The sequence below is a fragment of the Acidicapsa acidisoli genome (genome assembly GCF_025685625.1).
Lineage (GTDB): Bacteria > Acidobacteriota > Terriglobia > Terriglobales > Acidobacteriaceae > Acidicapsa > Acidicapsa acidisoli.
The window spans coordinates 860,517-881,462 of the sequence record NZ_JAGSYI010000002.1; the positions used below are offsets into that span (position 1 = coordinate 860,517).

14 protein-coding genes are annotated in these 20,946 nt (G+C 57.0%); 10 read left to right on the top strand and 4 right to left on the bottom strand.

Going from position 1 to position 20,946, the window contains the following annotated elements:
- Position 1 precedes the first annotated feature (1 nt).
- From OHL23_RS13610 to OHL23_RS13630, 5 genes are all read left to right on the top strand, one after another.
- A complete protein-coding gene (locus OHL23_RS13610) occupies positions 2-2,662 on the top strand; it encodes an ABC transporter permease (RefSeq protein WP_263352439.1) in 2,661 nt (886 codons plus the stop codon).
- A 509-nt stretch (positions 2,663-3,171) separates the two neighbouring features.
- Positions 3,172-4,644, top strand: coding sequence for a GGDEF domain-containing protein (locus OHL23_RS13615; protein WP_263352440.1), 1,473 nt, complete (start codon positions 3,172-3,174; stop codon positions 4,642-4,644).
- A gap of 186 nt (positions 4,645-4,830) precedes the next feature.
- Positions 4,831-8,397: a TonB-dependent receptor gene (locus OHL23_RS13620; protein WP_263352441.1), complete on the top strand. Its 3,567-nt coding sequence runs from the start codon at positions 4,831-4,833 to the stop codon at positions 8,395-8,397.
- A gap of 267 nt (positions 8,398-8,664) precedes the next feature.
- Positions 8,665-9,492 (top strand): phosphoenolpyruvate carboxykinase (ATP), encoded by an 828-nt coding sequence (locus tag OHL23_RS13625; protein WP_263352443.1) that lies wholly within the window; start codon positions 8,665-8,667, stop codon positions 9,490-9,492.
- Positions 9,489-10,841 (top strand): MFS transporter, encoded by a 1,353-nt coding sequence (locus OHL23_RS13630; protein WP_263352444.1) that lies wholly within the window; start codon positions 9,489-9,491, stop codon positions 10,839-10,841. Before OHL23_RS13625 ends, OHL23_RS13630 begins: the two co-directional genes overlap by 4 nt.
- 9 nt (positions 10,842-10,850) lie before the next feature.
- Here the strand turns inward: OHL23_RS13630 and OHL23_RS13635 are convergent, their stop codons facing one another.
- Positions 10,851-11,159 carry a hypothetical protein gene (locus OHL23_RS13635; protein ID WP_263352445.1) on the bottom strand — a complete coding sequence of 103 codons (309 nt, stop codon included), beginning with the start codon at positions 11,157-11,159 and terminating at the stop codon, positions 10,851-10,853.
- Positions 11,156-12,112: a hypothetical protein gene (locus OHL23_RS13640; RefSeq protein ID WP_263353240.1), complete on the bottom strand. Its 957-nt coding sequence runs from the start codon at positions 12,110-12,112 to the stop codon at positions 11,156-11,158. The genes OHL23_RS13635 and OHL23_RS13640 overlap by 4 nt, the downstream gene beginning before the upstream one ends.
- A gap of 383 nt (positions 12,113-12,495) precedes the next feature.
- Between OHL23_RS13640 and OHL23_RS13645 the strand changes: the two genes are divergently transcribed.
- The 5 genes from OHL23_RS13645 to OHL23_RS13665 all read left to right on the top strand — a co-directional run bounded on the left by OHL23_RS13645 (position 12,496) and on the right by OHL23_RS13665 (position 18,191).
- Positions 12,496-12,858 (top strand): cupredoxin domain-containing protein, encoded by a 363-nt coding sequence (locus OHL23_RS13645; RefSeq protein WP_263352446.1) that lies wholly within the window; start codon positions 12,496-12,498, stop codon positions 12,856-12,858.
- Positions 12,859-13,176: 318 nt separating this feature from the next.
- Positions 13,177-13,914 (top strand): response regulator transcription factor, encoded by a 738-nt coding sequence (locus OHL23_RS13650; protein WP_317891684.1) that lies wholly within the window; start codon positions 13,177-13,179, stop codon positions 13,912-13,914.
- A 7-nt stretch (positions 13,915-13,921) separates the two neighbouring features.
- Entirely contained in the window at positions 13,922-15,790 is a 1,869-nt protein-coding gene (locus OHL23_RS13655) for a sensor histidine kinase (RefSeq protein ID WP_263352447.1), read from the top strand.
- A 70-nt stretch (positions 15,791-15,860) separates the two neighbouring features.
- A complete protein-coding gene (locus OHL23_RS13660) occupies positions 15,861-17,414 on the top strand; it encodes a hypothetical protein (RefSeq protein WP_263352449.1) in 1,554 nt (517 codons plus the stop codon).
- A 39-nt stretch (positions 17,415-17,453) separates the two neighbouring features.
- A complete protein-coding gene (locus OHL23_RS13665; RefSeq protein ID WP_263352450.1) occupies positions 17,454-18,191 on the top strand; it encodes a cupredoxin domain-containing protein in 738 nt (245 codons plus the stop codon).
- Between the two features lie 40 nt (positions 18,192-18,231).
- Here the strand turns inward: OHL23_RS13665 and OHL23_RS13670 are convergent, their stop codons facing one another.
- Together OHL23_RS13670 and OHL23_RS13675 are read right to left on the bottom strand one after the other, a co-directional pair.
- Complete coding sequence (locus tag OHL23_RS13670; RefSeq protein ID WP_263352451.1) at positions 18,232-19,767, bottom strand: right-handed parallel beta-helix repeat-containing protein; 1,536 nt, start codon at positions 19,765-19,767, stop codon at positions 18,232-18,234.
- Between the two features lie 22 nt (positions 19,768-19,789).
- Positions 19,790-20,845 carry a glycoside hydrolase family 43 protein gene (locus tag OHL23_RS13675; RefSeq protein ID WP_263352452.1) on the bottom strand — a complete coding sequence of 352 codons (1,056 nt, stop codon included), beginning with the start codon at positions 20,843-20,845 and terminating at the stop codon, positions 19,790-19,792.
- Positions 20,846-20,946 lie beyond the last annotated feature (101 nt).

A 20,946-nucleotide genomic window follows, 5' to 3' on the forward strand; every position in this document is an offset into this window, starting at 1 on the left:
GATGAATGTCTGGTCCCGCGCCAAGAATCTCTTCCGAAATCTCTCACAGAAGCAACAGGTTGAGAGCCAACTCGACGAGGAACTCAGTGCTTATGTCGATATAGCTGTAAAGGAGAAGATTGCCGCGGGGATACCCGCTTCCGAGGCTCGCCGGATCACGCTGGCTGAATTTGGCGGGATCGAGCAAGTCAAACAGGCGGTGCGCGATCATCGCGCCGGCACACGGTTGGAACGCCTTTCACGGGATATAAGTTTCGGCTTGCGCCAGTTGCGGCGAAACCCCGGGTTCACGGCGACGGCGATCCTTACGCTGGCGCTTTCCATTGGTGCAAATACAGCGATCTTTTCTGTCGTGAACGCGCTCATGTTGAAGAGTCTTCCCTACTCTCAGCCCGAGCGAATGGGCACCATTTACACCCGCATCACAGGCACAAAGCCGTCGGACGAGCGTCATCATATCAATGGCGAGCAATGGGTGTTGCTTCGCGATAACGTTCCCGCATTGATCTCAGCGGCTTCTGGAATACGAGCCTCGGGCGTCAACGTTCAAGCGGGCTCCAATGTGGAATATGTACACAACGCTCGAATCTCCGCGCACTACTTCGACGTTCTGGCCATTCAACCGGCATTGGGACGCAACTTCACTGAGGACGAGGACCGTCCTCACGGCCCTAAGAGCGCCATCCTGAGCGACAACTTATGGCGAAGCCTATTCGGCGCCGATCGCAATCTTATCGGGAAGACCATTCTCCTGAAAGGTGAGACCTATACAGTTGTCGGCGTACTGCCACCAGATATTACGACTCCATCCAATGCTGACATCTATACCTCGCTGCAAGCAGCGCGCGATGGGGAAGGCGGTGGTACGAACTTCGAAGCCATCACCCGTCTGCGCGACGGCGCCACCTGGCAGGAAGCGGATGCCGAGATCAACCGGAGTTGGTTGAAGCGTGCCAGCCGCTACGAACTGGAGGACGACCCAGGCGCACAAGTGACCTACTACTCTGTGCCGCTTCAGAAAGGTCAGGCGGCGGCGCTGCGTCCGCAGGCCTTGACGTTGCTGCTGGCAACTGGATTGATCCTGCTGATTGCCTGCGCCAACCTTGCGGGACTGACGCTGGTGCACATGATGCGGCGCATACCTGAGATTGCCACTCGCCTCGCGCTTGGAGCTTCTCGGTGGCAGATTCAACAGCAATTCTGGATCGAAAACCTGTTGCTGGCGATTGGGGGCGGCGTGGCTGGCATCTGCGTGGGCTACGTTGGTCTGAGATGCCTGCTGCAGTTGTTACCTGACCACTTTCTTCCTGTCGCGCATGTTCCTCTCGACGGTCGCGTGCTCGCATTTACGCTGATTCTATCGCTTTGTACCAGCGTTCTATTCGGCATGCTCCCGACGCTCGTGATTCGCAAGGTTGATCTGCGCTCGTCGATGGCGCAACGCAGCTTAGGAGGAAACCATCATCAGCGTGTGCGCCAGGCACTCATTATCGCAGAGGTCTCATTTACCGTCGTGCTGCTGGCCGCTTCTGGCTTGTTGATTCGCACGCTGATTCACCTGGAGACGCTTCCGCCTGGATTCAATCCAAACGGAGTCATGACGGCGAAAGCATCCCTTGACGATATCCGTTTTCACGATCCGGTCACGTTCCAAAAGCTATTGTCCGAAAGCACGGCAGCCATGCGTCAGATACCGGGTGTGCAGGATGCGGCAGTCGGCCTCGCGTTGCCGTATGAGCGCTCTGTGATTATGGGTGGAATCACCATCGGAGACGGCAAAGAGATCGGGCAAAAGGCGATGGCGGACCAGATATACGTAACACCGGGTTATTTTTCTACCCTACAGATCCCTGTTCTTTCGGGGCGATCTTTCACCGAGGCTGATGACGCGAATACGCAGCATGTGGCAATCGTCAATCAGGCATTCGTGCGCAAGTTCTTTCATGGAGCAAACCCCGTCGGCCGCCACTTGAATCTTCGAGACACCATGATAGTGGGAGTTGTAGCGGATGTATCGATGGCGCCCGGTATCGACGTAGCCGCTCCTCTGGCCGGTGAAGAAACCATATACATTCCGGCAACTCAAGTGGCGGTTAGTTTACTCTCAATGGTCCATGTCTGGTTTCAACCGAGTTGGATCGTTCGAACTGCTGCGCCGGTCGAAGGACTTACTGCGCAGATGCAACGTGCACTTGCTACTTCCGCACCCAACCTTCCTTTTTCTGGCTTCTACAGTATGCGCGACCTGCAGACGAAGACCCTCGCGACGCAGCGCGTAGAGGTGGCGCTATTGAGCGCAATGGCAGGTTTGGCACTACTGCTGAGTGCTGTTGGAATATTCGCGCTCGTGGCCAGCATGGTCGGGCAGAAGACGCGCGAAATCGGAATCCGCCTTGCTCTCGGGTCGACGATTCGCCAAGCCATGCTCCATATCGGAGCGCCCGGAATTGAATCCTCGGGATTTGGCCTCATTCTGGGTTTGATCCTGTGTGCAGGAGCTTTGCGAGTTATGCATAGCGTCCTCTATGGCGTAGGTGTCTATGACCTGACCACGATACTGGCCGTTGCAATGATACTGGCTGTTGTAACTGCCATCGCCAGCATCGTACCAATTCTTCGCATTTCTTCGATAGATCCTGCAACGACACTGCGAGAGGAATAGAAACGATTCAGCAGCGAAATCGCCTGCGCACAAATTTTGCCTGGCTAAGTTCCGAATAGTCGCAATCTGGAACTTACCTCGCCCTTCCACGCCCTATCTCAATCCCGCATTCAACTGAGCTCGTGCTGGGCTCGCGCTCGGCCGTGGCTCTGGACTGTGATATTAGAGGTATCATTCCTGGACGAAAATAGAGCGCCCGGGAACTGAAAATGCTCGTACAATCCCCGTTTTCTCTGAATCCGCTGGCTCCCTGAGGAAAACTCCGGGGCCTACCTATTTTTGTGACGCTTTTGTGAAGGGCGAAGAGCTATTGATACCTTCCTCAGGTGGCGGCGGAACCTGTAAACTCTGGTCTGTACCCGAACATCGCAATTCCACAAAGCACGCATGCTGCATGAATGCTCTTGAGGTTTCGTCTCGTGGTAACTTCCTTCGCCTCTTCGACAAACCCGGCTCAAGATGCAATCCCTCAGCAGGGGCATCCCTCTATGTCTTCTGCCGGAGTTGAAATGAACGCGAGCACGTTGGTGAAAGAGATATGGCAGGGGTGTTGGCAGCGCGATTCCTGGAATCGTGCTGCCCTGTTTCGTCTCGCTGGGGTTTTTGTGCTCGCAGCCCTCAGTTCGTGGCTGGGCATCGTGCTTTCGCATCAATCCGAGGGAGTCGCTACAATCTGGCTCTCCAATGGACTGATCCTCGGTCTTCTCATCACGCAGCCGCGGCGCCGTTGGCTGGCCTACTTCTTGATTGGACTGTCCGCAGATACCTTTGCCGATATGTTCTACGGCGATCCCTTCCGGCTGGCGATTGGTGTTTCCCTTGCCAACTCCGTCGAGGTTGTCTCTTCATGCCTCCTGCTCACTCTGTGGTTTGACTCGCCTCTGGATCTTTCCAAGCGCAAGACACTTGTTGGCTTTCTGGTTATTTCCGTTGTGGGGGCGACCGCGCTGACTAGCGCACTCGGAGCCTGGTGGACCCTACTCCTTGTTCCGGGACCGCCGTGGTGGCAGATGTTCCGGACATGGTATCTCGGGGACTTGCTGGGCATGGCGGTGCTCGCGCCATTGGTCATCATGGTGCAGCGGCCGGCATTCTTCTCGATGTTCCAGGCCAGGCACTTACCTCACACGCTGCTCGTTCTTTCCCACCCGATGATTGTGACCGTACTGGTCTTCACACACAGCAGAGATCCGCTGATCTTCTTGATGTTTCCTACGTTCCTCCTCGTGGCTTTTCGCCTGGGACTGCCTGGCACCGTAGTCAACATTTTCCTCGTTACCCTCATGGCCATCGGCTTCACCGTGAAGGGACACGGCCCTCTGATGCTCATCGTCGGCCAACACATGCTTCTGCACAGGATCGTTATTGCGCAACTATTTGCGGCGGTCGCAATTTTCACGATGTTTCCGGTAGCGGCGCTTCTGGAGGAGAAAGAGGAACTCAAGAACTCACTCGCTGCAAGCGAGGCCAGTTATCGCAAACTAGCCCACGCGGACGAGTTGACGGGGCTGCCTAACCGGCGGGCTTTCAATCTTCAGCTCGAGAACGCGTTTGCCGACGGGTTCTCGAACGGCAAACATCTGGGACTTGTCATCCTCGATGCCGATCTCTTCAAACAGTACAACGACCACGTGGGTCATCTCGGCGGAGACGCATGTCTGCGCTCCATTGCGCAAGTGCTCGCTGGCATCGTGGAACCGGCAGGGGCGTTTGCAGCGCGAATCGGCGGCGAGGAATTTGCGGTAATCCTTCCCGACACAACCGAGCCGCGTGCTCTACAGGTTGCTGAAGAGATTCGGCTACGTGTCGCTGAACTCGGTTTGCCGCATCCCGCCAGCCCGTGCGGAGTGCAAACCGTCAGCCTCGGGGTTGTGGTCCGAGTACCAATCAGCGGTCAGGCTTCCATTGAACTGGTGAGGTTAGCGGACCAGGCCCTGTACTCTGCCAAGCTCTCCGGACGAAACCAGGTGGCCTGCGGTTAAAACGATTCGTATTGAATTCCCCATGACTGTTTTTTCTTATTCGGGGATGCAAGACCATTCGATCGCGGCGTGCCCAGTGCCTTTTGTGCCAATGAGAGTAAGGCAAGCTGGCATCCCATGAATCGGGACAAACGAATGACAAATCGATAACAACTGCATGCCCCGCGCCAGACGATACTCGCGATCATGGCGATTGAACGAACCTACGACTCATCGAGAGCAATCACGCGAATTCTATGCTTACGGCTTTACGCCATTCTGTTATTTGCAATCCTGTTCGCACAGACTTTCCCTGCAACAGCACAGACTCCTGGCACCGGCGCCATTTCCGGCATGGTCTTCGATCCGGCAGGCGCCCCTGTTGTCCGAGCCAGCGTAACCGCCGTCAACGAACAGACGCATCAGTCCCGGTCAGTGGCTTCCAATTCTCAGGGCCTCTTCGAAGTCTCTCTACTCGTACCGGGTAACTACACACTCTCAAGCACAGCGACCGGCTTCGGGACGACGGCTCTCGATGCGGTCCAGGTGACGGCAAGCCAGACCACTTCGGTGCACCTCACGCTTGCCATCGCCTCCGAATCGCAGACGGTGCAGGTCAACAGCGCCGCAGAGGACGTTGAGTTGGAGAGCTCAACGCTCGGCGGCCTCGTCAACGAAACTGCGATCAGTTCCCTGCCGCTCTCAAACAGAAACTATACGCAGATCCTCGGCCTCTCACCCGGAGTTGTCGTTGACTTGCCGGATGCCACAGCGTTAGGCAGCGGCACGCAAAACGTTGCCTCCGATGGCGCCACGCCTACCGCCAACAACATCCAGTTCAACGGGATCGACGCCAACAATCTTGCGGAGAACTCCGCCGCAGCCGCCGAAACCGACGCAGGCACCGCGATTCCCGCGCCAGATACGATCCAGGAGTTCCGCGTGCAGACCGCGAACTTCGATGCCGGCTATGGACGAGGTACAGGCGCAAATGTCGACCTGGTCAGCAAGAGCGGTAGTAACAGTTTTCATGGCAGTGCGTGGGAGTTTGTGCGCAACACAATCTTCAACGCGAATGACTTCTTCTCAGAGCTTGATGGACAGCCTCGGCCGGACCTGAAACACAACCAGTTCGGCGGCGCCATCGGCGGACCGATCCGCCGCGATCGCACGTTCTTCTTCGCCTCATACCAGGGCCTGACGGAAGTGAATGGCCTAGGCGTCGAGCAGCACCCGATTTTGCCTCTGCTTACCTCGGACCGGTCCGCTGCAACGCTGGGTGCGCAGTTCTGTCCAGCAGGGCACCTCGACAATGCCGGCCAGCCAGCTACGGGATATCTGACCCTGGCCGGAGGCACGCAGGTCGCATGCGACGGCTCCAACATAAACCCGGTCGCCGTGGCCATCCTCAACGCCAAACTACCCAACGGCCAGTTCGCCGTGCCCAGTCCTCAGGTTCCAATTCCGAATACCGGCCAAGACGCCTCGGATCAGGTTCCGATGGGTCAGTCGACCTACGCCATTCCTGCGCGCTTCCGCGAGGATCAGGCCACCGCTAACATCGACCAGATCCTTACCGGTAAGAACACGCTTGCCGGTCGCTTCTTCTATGCCCGAACGCCAACAACAGAGCCCTTCTCGCCGAACGCCGCCAACGTCCCCGGCTGGGGTACGGACCAGCTCAATCGGAATACGATGTTTGTGCTTGCCGACACGCATGTCTTGCGCGCCAACTTTGTGAATGTCGCACGCTTTGGCTACATGCGCTTCGATGGCATGTCCAAAGTGCAGAACCCACTCACCGCCCAGGCCATCAGCGAAGGCACGCCCACCGGCGCCGTCGGTGCTGGACTCAATGCGCCGGGCCTCACCGTGGGCGGCTTCACCATCGGCGACGCAGGAACACCCTCTGCATGGCAGGTGACTAACTCCTTCATCTGGCAGGACACCGTGGCCCTGACCGAGGGTCGCAACAACATGCGCTTCGGGGCGGAGTTCAAGCGCCACCAGATCGATGCCAATACACCGATCGAAACCGATGGACTCCTCCAGATCGGCACCTTCGATGACTTTCTGCTCGGCCAGAGCGCGGCACAGAATGGCAGCCCCTTCGGCCTCAGCAACGTCAGCAACAGCACTGCTGGCGCGGGCATCTTCCGACGCAACGAGCGCTACACCGATACTGCGTTCTTTGTGCAGGACGACATCAAGCTCACGCCTCGTCTAACCCTCAACGCCGGGCTGCGTTACGAGATCTTCGGTGCCCCCACGGAGACCGACGGCCGCCTCGCCAACTTTAACGCCGATATTGCGGCCACTGGTCCCGTGTCGCCGGAGGGGACTTACAGCGGCTTCACGCTGCCTTCGAACTTTTCCGGTATGTTGCCGCAGGGCTTGATTCGGACCTCGTTCCCTGGCCTCTACCGCACGCCCCACGGTGATCTTTCTCCACGTCTCGGCTTCGTCTGGCAACCTACGCACGAGCCAGCGCTCGTCCTGCGCGGAGGTTACGGCGTCTACTTCGACCGGCACTCCGGCAACCTCGCCGAGCAAACCTTCACGCAGGCTCCGTTCTCCGTTCTCCAGATCGTGGCCGGCGCTCCCAACGGTGCGGCAACGTTGCAGAATCCCTTTGTTCCCGTTGTGCCGTCCAGCTCAGCCTTCCCCATTTTCACGCCACGCACAGCAACCTCGACACCGTTCATTGAAGGCACGAATCCCGGCATGCTCGACGGCCGTACCCAAGAATACAACCTCAATATCGAGTACGCGCTTGGACACGGTTATGTTTTGCAGACAGGGTATGTCGGCACGCAGTCCACGCATCGCTCTGGCCAGGTCGAGTTCGATCAGGCCGCGCTCGCCAGCCCTCAGGCTCCCATCAACGGACAGACCAACAACTCCATCAACAATGTCACCGCGCGCATGCCCATCCAGGGAGTAAGCCAGGGCTCGCTCTTCACCGATTCTGTCTTCGTCGGCAACTACAATGCGCTACAAGCGGGTTTGGTCAAGCATCTCTCGAAGGGCCTGCAACTCCAGGCAAGCTACACGTGGTCCAAAAACCTTGACGAGGTCAACGGCGAAGTCGGAACTGACCTCTTCGAGTTGCAGCTACCCACCAACAACCAGCATGACCTGCGTCACGCCTCCTACGGTCCTGCGGGAACCGATCGCGACCAGAGGGCTGTGATCAACTTTGTCTGGACCACTCCCAGCTTCGCCAACACGCCGATTCTTGCACGCCGCATTCTCTCCGGTTGGGAATTTTCGGGCATTGGCGTCGTGCAATCCGGTATCCCGCTCAGTGTTTTTGACGGCAACGCCGGCTCAGTCTACGGCCTGCTCGGTGGCGAGGTGCGAGCCCAACGCACCGGCAGCAATCCCAAGACCCACGGGTCGCTCTACTCGCGAGTCCTCAACGGCTATCTTGATCCCAAAGCATTCACCCGGGCACCCGAGGCGCCCAATGGCACCAGTCTCGCCGATCAGGACTTCGGCAACAGCGGCGTGGGCTTCGTGCGCGGTCCGGGCCAGCACAACATCGACCTCGCAGTCGAGCGTTCGTTCCCTGTCCGAGAAGGCACAAGCTTCCGCTTGCGCGCTGAGGTCTTCAACCTCACCAACACACCACAGTTTGGCAACCCTAATACCAGCCTTGGCTACACAGACCCCACGCTCGTGAATCCATCTGCCAGCAGCACTTTTGGCAAGATCACCAGCACTTCATCCAACCCGCGCATCTTGCAGCTCGCAGCAAAACTACAGTTCTGATACGGGACATAGCTACAGCCCAGGATAGCTCGCTAACACTCTTCTTTATAAAGATCAAGCCTATGGAGATCAAGGATACAAATGGTACAACAACCTGATATTGAATGCGACACTTCCGTTAGTGCACCAACGACAACCGAATTTCCCCGGCACCCGCTGGAGGGTCCCAGACTCACGCTGCGGAGCATTTTTTATCCATATGGCTTTCCGATTGAAATCAGGACCAACTCGGCCGACGTTCTGCGTCAATACGAAGCCATGTGGGGAATGTTCGAAAAGCAACACACGACGGATCTCATTCGTGCGGATGTCCAGGTTGTCACCTCCGATGCAAACGTCTGCCCTCCTGCCCCTGCTTACAGGCTCATCCTTCCTCTCATGATTGGTTCGGCGGACGCTGACAACTACAGCATCGTCGATCTCGAGCGCTCCCACGCTTCGATCGTGATCTCACAGGCTGCACTGCGGAATCCGCTCTATGCACAATACTTCCTCCTCGGAGTTCCTGCCTGCTGCATTACTACGCGGTACACCACGCCAATACATGCCGGATGCGTGGGGCTGCACGGCCGCGGGGTGCTCTTGTGCGGCGATTCCGGCGCGGGCAAATCAACGCTCTCTTACGCGTGCGCCCGTGCCGGTTGGACCTACACCAGTGACGATGCCTGCTTTCTGCTCGATCAAGGCTTCGGACGTCGCGTCACGGGCAACTGCCACCAGGTACGCTTTCGTCCCACTGCTGTCGAGCTCTTCCCTGAACTCTCAGGGCTTGAGATCACGCCGCGAGCAGCAGGCAAGCCCTCCATCGAGCTCTCCACCCAACCGATGAGACACATCCGGCGCGCATCAACAATGGGCATAGATGCCATAGTCTTCCTCAACCGCAATTGGGACCGGGCACCGCAGCTCGTCCCCGGCAGCCTGGAAGCTGCGCGCAAATCCATGCGTGAGGTGCTCTTTGGCTCCGTGGACACTCGTGCTGTGCAACACAAGGCCATTGACCGGCTACTGACTGCACCGCTCTATGAGCTTCGCTATACGAAGCTCGACGACGCTATCAGTCTACTCCGAGGACTGGTCGGGGATGGGCGATGATCGAGCTGTCGATTGACTCCGCGCCGCCCGACGCGATGACTCCGTCGCTCTGGAGAGATCCTTCGGGATGGATGCGTGACAAACAGCTCAGCCGCAGCTACTGGGTCTTCTTTTCCGCTGCATTTTTCTTCGACGCGGGCTTCGCTGTCTACTATTTCCTCTTCAACCTCTACCTTCTCGACTGCGGCTATCATGAACGGCAAATCGGGTGGATCGGCGGAGCACTCACTCTGGGCTCGGTCGTCGGGACATTGCCTGCAGGAGCCCTCACCCGGCGCATTGGCATCGAGCGCGTACTCACCGTACTCTTCCTCGTTGCACCGCTTCTGCACGCGATTCGTGTCTTCTGGATATGGGAGCCGGCACAGATCGGTCTTGCCTTTGTCTCCGGCCTGGCAATGAGCAACTGGGGCGTCTGCTTTCTTCCGGCCATCGCACGGCTCACGACCGAAAAGAACCGCACCGCCGCATTCAGCCTCATCTTCTCGGTAAGTGTCGGCACCAGCATGTTCGGCGGCATCGTATGCGGATATCTTCGTAACGTTCTCGCTATGGCGGGAGTTGCCATGCAGCCTGTCGATGTGAAGCGGTTTATCCTCCTCGCAGCTTCCGTTACCGTCCTGCTTGGACTCTTTCCTCTGTTTCGCCTCCGCATACCGGAGCAAATTTCAGAGACATCTCCAGAGGAAAAGACGGCATATCCAGATGCTTCGTGGATCGACCGCTTGCGCCTGCCTCCAGTTCGCTCATTTCTTGCGCGTTTCCTCTTCTGCATGGCGCTTTGGTCCGCGCTCCTGGCTGCGTTTACACCCTTCGCCAATATCTATCTTGCACGCGATCTGCACATCCCGATGGAACAGATCGGCCTGCTCTTTTCCGTTGTACAAGTAGTGCAGCTCTGCATGGGTCTGCTTACGCCGATGGTCTTCCGTGCAATGGGACTGGTCAAGGGCATCGCGGCAATGCAGGTTGCCGCAGCCCTCTTGCTCTGGGCCATGGCTGCCGTAACAGAAGCTCGCCTTGCTGTTGTGCTCTATCTCACCTTCTCAGCAGCGCAATGGATGAGTTCACCCGGACTCTACAACCTGCTCATGAGCGCAACGCCGGATGGAGAACGAAGTTCGGCTGCGTCGATGACGCTCTTTCTCAACGCGTTGGCTTCCTCGGGCGCTACTGCTACAGCCGGCCTGCTCTTCACACGCTTCGGTTATCCGCCAGTCTTCGTCGGTTTGGGCGTTGGAGCGGTCGTAAGCGCCATGCTCTTTCTACTGCTCATGACACAACCGCAGGAAAGCAGTTCCGGGCAGGATGCTGCTGGTGATCAGCATCGCGCCCAGTGCTCGCTGTAGATCTACACCTTACGGATTAAAGAACTTGAGTAGCTTTTGTTCGTCTTCCCGGCTGAGGTTTGCGCGCACCCGCATGTGACGCACAATCGTGCCAGAGATTCGCGGCGAGAAGCCTTCCGGAGCAGTATGGCAACGCGAATAGTTCTGTTCAAAGACACGTTGGCCTTCCTCCTCAGGCTGTGTAACAGTCTTAGCATTGGTCGCGGCTTTTTGACCGGCCGGCACTGCCGTCTTAGATTGGGCATGCAGCGAAGTCAATATAGGAATGAAGAGAGCGCCAAGCACCACGACACCGGTTGCAATATGTTTGCGACTCATTCCATCTTTCCTTTCCATGTCGGGAATAGAAAGCGATACACTACGCCCGTCTCCCAGATATTGCGGTTACCGGAAGAAGAAAACTGACGTGAGTAGCTGGTCAGAATCCTCACGTTGTGAGGCAAGTTGTAGTCGAGCCCGAAGTCGACCCGCTGCGTATTGGTAAGCGGCAGGCCATCACTCACGATGGTGTCGCGCCGAAAGGTCTGCTGAATGCGAAAAACGGGCTCAATACGCCCTGCCCAGCTGTCCAGCCCGCCAAACTTCTGCAGCCTGTAGTCCGCTTCAACCCAATAGCCCTGTGCATGATGGCCACGGGCAAACTCTGAACGGAGCCGAAAGGCCGTATTCGCAGGCTCCCACCACACATGCGCTCCATAGAAGTTCTCATGCGTGCCCTGCAGGAGGCGATTGTAGGAGAGCCCAACCTCCAGTCCCTTGTTCGGCAGATAGAGGCTTAAGCGTCCTCCTGAAGAACGCTGAGAATTGAATTGCTCGTTCCCGCTTCTGGCTGAAAAATAAGCGGCATAATCGATCGAGTACGAATGGCGAGCAATCGCGGAACCACGCAACTGCCCACCTAGACCAGTGCCAGTCGACATCAAGCCCAGGCTGGCGATCAGCGGTCCATCCTGTAGATTGTTGATCCACACCGGCGATAGCCGCTCGTTGTAAGTACCGAACGGGATCAGGAAGCTCCCGCCCACGACGGTCAGATGTGGCGAGGCAATGTAATCTCCCTGCATATAGGTAAGCCCGACGAAGTGCGTGTGACTGTATCCTGGCTGCCCATCGCCGTTCGGAGAAAAGCTCTCCGTCAACGCTGCTCGCGACTCAAAGAGCAGATGAGGCCCAAGCGGCGCCGCGATCAGCGGTTCAAGGATCGGCAAGTAAGTCGTATTTCCGCCATTTGTGCTGGTAAGAAAGCCCCCGCCACCCGAAATCAAGGGCACATCCTGCGCGGACGCTGAGTGTGCCACACAAAGGAAGACAAAGCCGGCAATCGCTATCGTCTTTTTATCAGACCGAAGACAAGACTGTATTCGACGTAACATGGCATAACTCTAGCCGGATGCGCATCGCAGCATGTCTTTCCATCATCTGCTCTTTGTCAGTTGAATGTCATCGCGTGTTGGCCCTGGATGACCGCGCGACGCACAACAGAACGATGAAACAGAACAATGACAAATGCCTGACCGACAGATGACAACTCCGAATCCAGCAGTAGATACAGTCATCTCAGTACAGCCAGCAATCGGCACATTGATGTCATCCCATCGCCTTAGCCGTGAGATGACTGGATGTCCGCAACACCACACTCACACAAGGAGCACTGATGAAGCCCAGATTCCTACTGCAGGTGCTGCTTGCCGCAGCTTCATTAGCCGGAATCGTTCCTGCGGCAGGACGCGCTCAGGCTCCGCCAAGACGCATCGAAATCACAGCCAGCCGCTTCAACTACAATCCTGGCACGATCACGCTTAAGAGGGGCGAACCGGTTATCCTGGTTCTAAAAAGTGCGGATGTCGCGCACGGGCTTCGCTTTCGTGACCTGCATGTTGATCTGAACGCGCGCGCGGGCAGCACCGCGCAGATCGGCTTCACCCCTGACAAAATCGGTGAATTCATCGGTCATTGTTCCGTTTTCTGCGGCTCAGGACACGGATCCATGCAACTCAGACTGCACGTGGTGAACTAGCCATCCGCGTCCAGCCCACATTCGGCATCTTCTACCAGCCGGAAGCCTTGGCGAGCCGGAGATGTACAAGCATTGAATGCGCTCGATCCATCTTCGCGAGAGTGGGCGGTGGTAACGCGGAGCGCATCCTCTGCCGAGGTGTCCTTGACCGCAGTTAACCCCGGCGTCATCCAGGCGTGGGTGGAGCATCGTTCTCATCGGCGTGCTGGGGAACCGGGAAATGTCACCGGATTGTAATTTTAAGCCGTTCTTTTCTACAAAATAGCTCCAGAGTTCCCCAGAAGGGCACACAATAGAGAAAGAGAGGCTGCAGACAACATGGTCAACGATCTGGAAATGGCACCCGGCATGCAAGAGACGTCTCTGGCTGCAAACAGCCGCGGCACAATCCTCGTCGTCGAGGACGACCCACGACTGCAAAAGGTGCTCCGCAGAATCTTCGCCGACGAACAATACACCGTCGTCGTCGCCGGGGACGGCCAGACTGCACTCGACCTTTTTCGTCTCGAGCATCCGCTTGCCGTCATCCTGGACCTGATCCTCCCCCAGATCTCCGGCCGCGAGCTCTGCCAAACCTTCAAGAGCATTTCAATCGATACGCCCGTCATCGTACTTAGCGCGATCACCGAAGTCGTCGACAAGGTTCTCCTTCTTGAGCTTGGCGCCGACGACTACGTCACCAAGCCCTTCAGCCCACGCGAACTCACCGCGCGGGTGCAGGCTGCCGTGCGCCGCCAGCATAAGCCGAGGACCGCCGCGACCTATCGCTTCGCCGACTGCGAGATCGACTTCAAGCGTATGACCGCCTGGCGAGCTGGTAATCCTGTTGTGCTCACTTCTCACGAGTTCAAACTGCTCAAATTCTTTATTGAAAACGCAGAGCTAGTTCTTACCCGGGAGGTCTTGCTCAACGAAGTCTGGGGCTATAACGCGTATCCAACTACCCGCACCGTGGATAACCAGATCCTGAAGCTTCGTCAAAAGCTGGAATCCGATCCGGCGACCCCCCGCCATTTACTCACCATCTACGGGGCAGGATACAAGTTTGTTCCTTAACGGAAATATGGACGAAGCGACACGGCCCGCACCTTCCGACAACTTGCATGCGCTCGCTGCTGACCTTGCGCCACGGTCACCCGGCATTGGCACCTATCTGCTGCTCGTCTTCGCCATGGCCCTGGTGACAATCCTTGTCACCGGCCTCTCGCTCCTGCTCATCCGTCACGAGCTTCACCAAGAGGTTTCTGAAAATCTTTCCCAGGATCTGACTCACTCCGTCACTACCTTTGAGGACATGCAGGGCGAGCGCATCAGCGCACTCGATCGCGAAAATGCGCTTCTGGCCAATTTGCCCACGCTCAAAGCCCTCATGACCAGTCGAGACGACCTTACGATCCAGGATGGCGCCGTCGAGTTCTGGAATACCAGCGGCAACGATCTCTTCGCACTCGCGGATTCAAGCGGCCGCGTCATCGCCGCATACACCCGCGGCTCCTCTTCAGACGCCGCCTTGCGTCAAGGGCTTAGTTCTTTGCTGACAGCTCCAGGCAAGCATTATCTGATTGATGGAAACTCCCTCTACGCCTGCTCCGTACGTCCGCTCTTCTTCGGTAGTGAAGAGACCGGAACCCTTCTCGGCTATGTCATCAGCGGCGCCTCTATCGAACGCACAGTGCGGCAGATCAGTAGCCCCACGGGTGTAGAAGCGGCCTTCCTGAGCGGCGGCCAGGTCGTCGCCAGCACCCTCGATCCCGCCACCCTCACCGACGTCGTTCGCCAACCGGGGTTGCTTGGCGGCAAGCCGGGGGCTCCTGCCACTGTCGAGTCTGGAAGCACGCACTACCTCGCCGCCGCACAAGACCTATCCTCTTCAGCGACCGCGCCCCTGCAGCTTGTCGTGCTCAAATCCTTTGCCCCGGCTGAGCGTTCCATCAACCACATCGATCGCATGATCCTCTCTGTCGGCGCTCTCGCTCTTCTCTGCGGCGCCGCGCTGATGATCGTCCTTTCGCGCATCCTCACCAGGCCCCTCGAACAGCTCTCTCGCAGCGTACGCGCCTTTGCGATCGGCAATGGCAACTATCGCATACCCCGTTACGGCACCCGCGAAGTCCGCCAGCTGAGCACAGCCTTCTCCGCAATGCGCCACGAGATCCAGGATGCAAACCAGGCCCGTCTTGAGGCCGAACGTCTCGCCACCATTGGCCGCATGGCCAGCTCTATCTCCCACGACTTCCGCCACTACCTCGCCTCGATCTATGCCAACGCGGAGTTCCTGCTCACCAGCCGTATCTCCGAGCCGGAGCGCGCCGAGATTTTCGACGAAATTCGCATCGCTGTTCTCGGAGCCACAGAGATGATCGAATCGCTGCTCATCTTCAGCCGCACCGGGCAGAAGATCTCGCGCTCTTCCGAATCCGTCTCCAAAATCCTGGAACAGGCGATCGCTCTTGTCCGCGCGCATCCTGACTCAGATGGCGTCCGCATCGTGTCTCGCAGCGACGATGCGACACAAACCTACGCCATGATCGACGGCAAACAGATCGAACGCGGGATCTTCAATCTGCTGCTGAACGCCTGCCAGTCCACACGCCTCAACGGCGAGACACCCACAGTGACCGTTATTCTGCAGGCCGAAGAGACACAGGTTATCCTTAGAATCGCTGACAACGGTGAAGGCGTGCCGGAAAGCATTCGCGGCAATCTCTTTGAACCCTTCGTCAGCGTCGGTAAACACAAGGGCACCGGCCTCGGCCTCACCCTCACTGCCTGCATCGCCGCCGAGCACGGAGGCGATATCGTCCTCCTCAGCAGCCGTCCCGGCGAGACAGTCTTTCAGATGCGCATAGCTCGCGATCCGCAGCTGTCTTCTGCCGATGTTTCTTCAGACACAGAACAACACGAGCGGATGATGTCCCATGAGACAACATGAATCCACGCAGAGAGTATCTGACACCAGATATCTCCCTCTTCTTTGTCACCCAGGGCCATGGCTCCTTGCGATGATGCTGGCAGCTTTCTCATACACACTCTCCGCGCAGGCTCCGGCACAGGATCCTCCCCGGCCCGATCTCTCCACACAGATTGAGAACCTGACAAGAATTCTTGAGGTTACCCAGGCACAGCTTGAAGAGTCGCAGCGCCAGTTGAACGCAGTCCGCGAGCAACTATCTGCCCTGCGGAAGCAGATGTCGCAACAGGAACCGGCCTCGCCTTCCGTTCCAACCATGAGCGGCCCCGTCGCGGAACTTGCCGCTGGAACAAGCGTGGCTGCGGACTCATCCTCCTCGTCCAGTTCTACCGACGTAGCTATCAACGAACTTCGTGAGCGCCAAGCGCTCCAGGAATCGCAGATCGCCACCCACGAGCAGGCAAAGGTCGAAAGCGCATCGAAATACCCGGTCAAGATTACCGGCCTCGTGCTCTTCAATGGCTTCGTCAACACCAGCCAGGTTGACGTCTCGGCTACGCCCACCGTTGCCGTCGGCGGAGCAGGCAGCACCGGGGCCACAATCAAGCAGACTATCCTGGGCTTCGACGCTCGCGGACCGCACATCTTCGGTGCCTCCAGCTTCGCTGATCTGCGCGTCGATTTCTCCGGAAGCTCACAATCAAGCATCAGCCCCGGGAGCTTTGCCGGGCTCTATTCCGGCAATTCCGCTCTGCTCCGCCTCCGCACCGCACACGCCGCTTTGCAGTGGTCCAACACTGAGGCATTCTTCGCCTTAGATCGCCCAATAGTAAGCCCCGATTCGCCAACGTCTCTCGCTGCCGTCGCCGAGCCGGCGCTGGCCTGGTCGGGCAACCTCTGGACCTGGAATCCACAGATCGGCCTCACCCGCGACATTCCCTTCGGAACATCGCAGGGACTGCGTCTACAGGCCGCGCTGATCGACGTATCCGATCCTCCAACAACTCCCATCATCCCCTCCTCTACATCCGCCAGCAGCACGCCCCCGGGCACGGCGGAGCAGAGCCGTTGGCCGGGTGTCGAAACGCGTATCGCTCTCTTCCGCTCCGGCACGGCGGAAAAGGAAAATCATTTTGGCCTCGGGGGCTACTACGCTCCGCACCGGTTTGCTTACGGAAAGGACTTCGACAGCTGGGCCGCAACAGTCGATACCAACCTGCATCTTCCCGCCGGCCTTGAGTTCACCAGCAGCGCCTACCGCGGCCTCGCCCTTGGAGGACTCGGCGGCGGAGCCTACAAGGACATCGCGTACTATATCGATTCAAACTTCGACTTCTACATCCATCCGCTCGATAGTGTCGGAGGATGGGCTCAGCTCAAGGAACGGATCAACAACCGCCTTGAGTTCAATGCCGCCTTCGGCACAGATATGATCTTCGCGCGCCAACTGCGCCGTTATGCTCTCTCCACTGGAAGCATCTACCAGAACCTCGATGCCACTCGGACATTCACTGGCAATTTCATCTATAGTCCGACCGCATCGCTGCTCTTCTCCGTCGAATACAGACGACTTGAGAGTTCGCCCGTCTCCGGCACTACAGCCACCAGCAATATCTTTGGCATTGCCGCTGGATACAAATTCTGAGGTGATACAACTCTGATGGAAAGCCGGGTATAAGTTCGGATGAATAACGCACGATATTTGCGATACGCACGATCTTTGTGCTGGTTTCTGTGCGCTTCGCTGTGTCCTGCCACTGCGATGGAGGCCCACTCACGCCCGGCAGGCGAACAGGGCGCTGAGATACGTCTCCATCTGACCTGGCCGCATACGACCGTCCACCACGCTGTCCCTGCGGTCCTCTGGCTCGAGCCACTTGCGGGAACCCCAGCCGTTCCCTTCATCTCCAGCGAACACTACACTCTGGCGCAGAAGAATCGCATGTTTCTTCCACACCTGCTCGTGGTGCCGGTAGGAGCAGTGGTCCAATTCCCCAACAAGGACCCTTTCTTTCACAATGTCTTCTCGCTTTTTGACGGAAAGCGCTTCGACCTCGGCCTTTATGAAGCTGGCTCCAGCAAGTCCGTCAACTTCTCACGTGAAGGCGTCTCCTACATCTTCTGCAACATTCATCCGGAGATGAGCGCCGTTGTTGTCGCGCTCTCCAACTCGCTCTACGCCGTCGCAGACCACAACGATACCTTCTTGCTCACCGGCATCCCTTCGGGCGACTACAGGCTGCATCTTTGGATCGAAGGTATCCGCCTCTCGGCCCTGGACGCGCTGAGCCGACCCGTGCATATTACCACGGGTATCGTGGACCTCGGTGAGCTCAACATCCCAGTAAGCTCACCACAGGAAAAGGGTCATACCAACAAGTTCGGCCAGCCGTACGCGCCACCTTCACAATCTCCCTACTAACAACTCCGTCCCGCACAAAGCATCTTCGCTAGCCAAAATCCTATTTGTCTCGGGACTCAGTTGTATTCGAAAGCGCTTCTTGGAGGCGTGGCGGTCGTCCAAACTGACTCGCAAGAAGGTGCAGCATCCACTGCCGATGCTTCGTCAGGTACGCGGAAAACCGTTCTGGATGGGCGGGATCGAAGACCGGTTCCTTCCAGTCGAACGTTGCGGGACGATAATTTTGATCGATAACGGCGGCTGGATCATGCGGCAGATCTACATTCCTGCCTAGATATTGATTCCCTTCAAACTGTATGTCTGTAGCGCCGCCCCACCCTGGATCAATCTCATATGTCCCGTCCGGGTTATGTTTCACTTCATGGCCATAGTGGCCTGTCCCCGCGACATCGAATAGATTTCCCCGGAAAATTGCGCCTTTTGACCACCCATCCCAACTGCTCACCAGGAGCACTTGCACGTCATCCTGCAGCCCTATATAAATCGCATTGTTCTCGACGGTTGTCTGATCGGCTCCACTTAAATTGAAGATTCGTGTGTGATCATTCCGGCTGATGTTGTATTTGATTACGGTGCCGGTATTGCCGAAATTTTCCGCAGGGTTGCGCTTGCCGGGCGTGCAAATCAGCATGAATCCGCCCTCGTTGTCGTGGCTATAGTTATAAAGGAAGTGCGTATTTCTCGAGTTGAAGTCTGAGTCGAATCCCTCTCCGTCGCGAGTCGTGTGCGTGAATGCGGCCTCATTTAACTGGAAGAGTGAGTTGTCCGTGCTCCACGGCCAGATTCCAGCGTTATAACTCCCCGCGCGCCTGTTGCAGTGCAATACGATGTTATGCTCTATCAGCGCGCCATCGGTTGCCCAGGGAACGATGCCGTCACCACCGATATCTTCGGCGTAGTTATCGCGAATTACGACGTGCAGGCTTGGATACCACCTGGTTCGCGGCGTCTCCGTGCTCTGTCCCGCAATGGCGGAACGGTCAACCTTCCAAACAATGTTCCGTTCAATCGTCAAGCCATCGAATCTACTTGGAACCTTGTCGCCAATGGTGCGAAAGAGAATGCCCCCGTTTTCTTTGCGTTCATTTGTCCCGTTCACATCGTGGATATAGAGATCGGCAACTACGAGATGATGAGCTGTTCCAAAGTTCGTGACTGCGATCAGTACACCTCGCCTGAGGCTTGGCTCTGCTCCATGGTTGGTGATCTCAAGATGCCGCACTTCCACTTCTTCAACGTTTTCAAGATGGACAACATCTTCCACCGCGCCATTCCCGTCGATGCGCGGAAGTGGTCCGTCTCCATAACGATCGATGACGATAGGCGCCCCATCTACTCCCGAACTCGACAACGCCAGCTGCCCTTCCCAGCGTGAGCCGCTACGAAACAGAATATGGTCTCCTTGCCCGAAGTGATTTTCGTTCACTTTTTGCAGAGACTTCCATGAAGTGGCTGGCGACGTGCCTGCATTCGAATCGTTGCCGCGGAGCGAGTCCACATAAAAAGTAGTCGCGCGTAACGAGATTGGCGCAGCAAGGGATAGTCCTACCAGGAGCAGGACGAGCGATCTGTTCACAGTGAGCCTCCTCGGCTTTTATCTATTGAGCTGCTGGCGAAGCTGACCGCAAAGCGGCTTTCGCAAGAGAGGAAAAGTCACTGAGCTGCCAACGATCTCTCCATCGAATCGCGAGTCCCTCGGAAGTGAATTCGACAGGCAACCACAGATAGCGCCCGTCGATTGCGTTGTCGGGATTCCAACGATCGGCGACGAAGATAAACTCGCCAGCTTTTCCGTGCACAGGCAGCATATAAGTTCCCTGAGCAAGAAATGTCTTGTCCGCGTTCGGACCGATTGATGGATTGCCCAACGGCGTCCACGGACCCCATATCGAATCGGCTATAGCCGCATAGGCCGCATTCGGCGCCCAGCCTGTGCAATGAGAAGCGACAAAGTAGTACTTGTTTCCATACTTAAGAATGGTTGGCGCTTCAAGCTTTTCGCCGATGAAGACTCTCCTCCAGCGACCGCTGGTTGAGAGATAGTCTTCGCTCAATTCCGAAAGATGCATCGTTTGATTCTCTTCCGAAGCAGTGAGAAGATACGCCTTTCCATCTTCATCCTGAAAGAGCGTCATATCACGTGACATTTCATTATCTGGACGAAAACTCTTCAGATAATGGAATGGTCCAATCGGCTTGCTGCTGACGGCGATGCCAACGCGGGCTGCACGGTAACCCTGCCCCTTCAGTTCAAGGTGGAACCACATCACATATTGTTTTGTGCGCGCATTATAGAGAACCTTCGGGCGCTCGAGGACGGAGCCCGCCACGATGTCGCTGGACTGATCGTCAGAGACGCGAAGCGCAATGCCTTCGTTCTTCCAGTGATATAGATCACGCGAGGAATAACATGAGAACCCGACGTTGGCTACATTGCCGCCGCGACCCGCTGTCTTGAATTCTCCGTACCAGTAATATTTCCCATCACGATAGAGAAATCCCGCTCCGTGCGCATTGATTGCGACACCTTGCGAGTCAAGCCATACTGCCCCGGGAGCGAAAGAATCTTCGGCAAATAAGGATTGCACTGCAAGAACAATTAAAAGCGATAGAGTAAGGCAGGCGAGTTGAATTATTTGGAATGATTTACGCATAGCGATTCTCGAGACCTTATGTGGAATGTTCAACGAAAGCGTGCTCCGGCACAGACGATGATGCACGGAGACCAACCTGCAACCGAAATGCGGCGATCTGA

Bases quoted from the DNA above. Each gene is read 5' to 3' on its own strand.
- OHL23_RS13610 (WP_263352439.1), top strand. From the start codon at position 2: ATGAATGTCTGGTCCCGCGCCAAGAATCTCTTCCGAAATCTCTCACAG.
- OHL23_RS13615 (WP_263352440.1), top strand. From the start codon at position 3,172: ATGAACGCGAGCACGTTGGTGAAAGAGATATGGCAGGGGTGTTGGCAG.
- OHL23_RS13620 (WP_263352441.1), top strand. From the start codon at position 4,831: ATGGCGATTGAACGAACCTACGACTCATCGAGAGCAATCACGCGAATT.
- OHL23_RS13625 (WP_263352443.1), top strand. From the start codon at position 8,665: ATGTTCGAAAAGCAACACACGACGGATCTCATTCGTGCGGATGTCCAG.
- OHL23_RS13630 (WP_263352444.1), top strand. From the start codon at position 9,489: ATGATCGAGCTGTCGATTGACTCCGCGCCGCCCGACGCGATGACTCCG.
- OHL23_RS13635 (WP_263352445.1), bottom strand. From the start codon at position 11,159: ATGAGTCGCAAACATATTGCAACCGGTGTCGTGGTGCTTGGCGCTCTC.
- OHL23_RS13645 (WP_263352446.1), top strand. From the start codon at position 12,496: ATGAAGCCCAGATTCCTACTGCAGGTGCTGCTTGCCGCAGCTTCATTA.
- OHL23_RS13650 (WP_317891684.1), top strand. From the start codon at position 13,177: ATGGTCAACGATCTGGAAATGGCACCCGGCATGCAAGAGACGTCTCTG.
- OHL23_RS13655 (WP_263352447.1), top strand. From the start codon at position 13,922: ATGGACGAAGCGACACGGCCCGCACCTTCCGACAACTTGCATGCGCTC.
- OHL23_RS13660 (WP_263352449.1), top strand. From the start codon at position 15,861: ATGATGCTGGCAGCTTTCTCATACACACTCTCCGCGCAGGCTCCGGCA.
- OHL23_RS13665 (WP_263352450.1), top strand. From the start codon at position 17,454: ATGAATAACGCACGATATTTGCGATACGCACGATCTTTGTGCTGGTTT.
- OHL23_RS13675 (WP_263352452.1), bottom strand. From the start codon at position 20,845: ATGCGTAAATCATTCCAAATAATTCAACTCGCCTGCCTTACTCTATCG.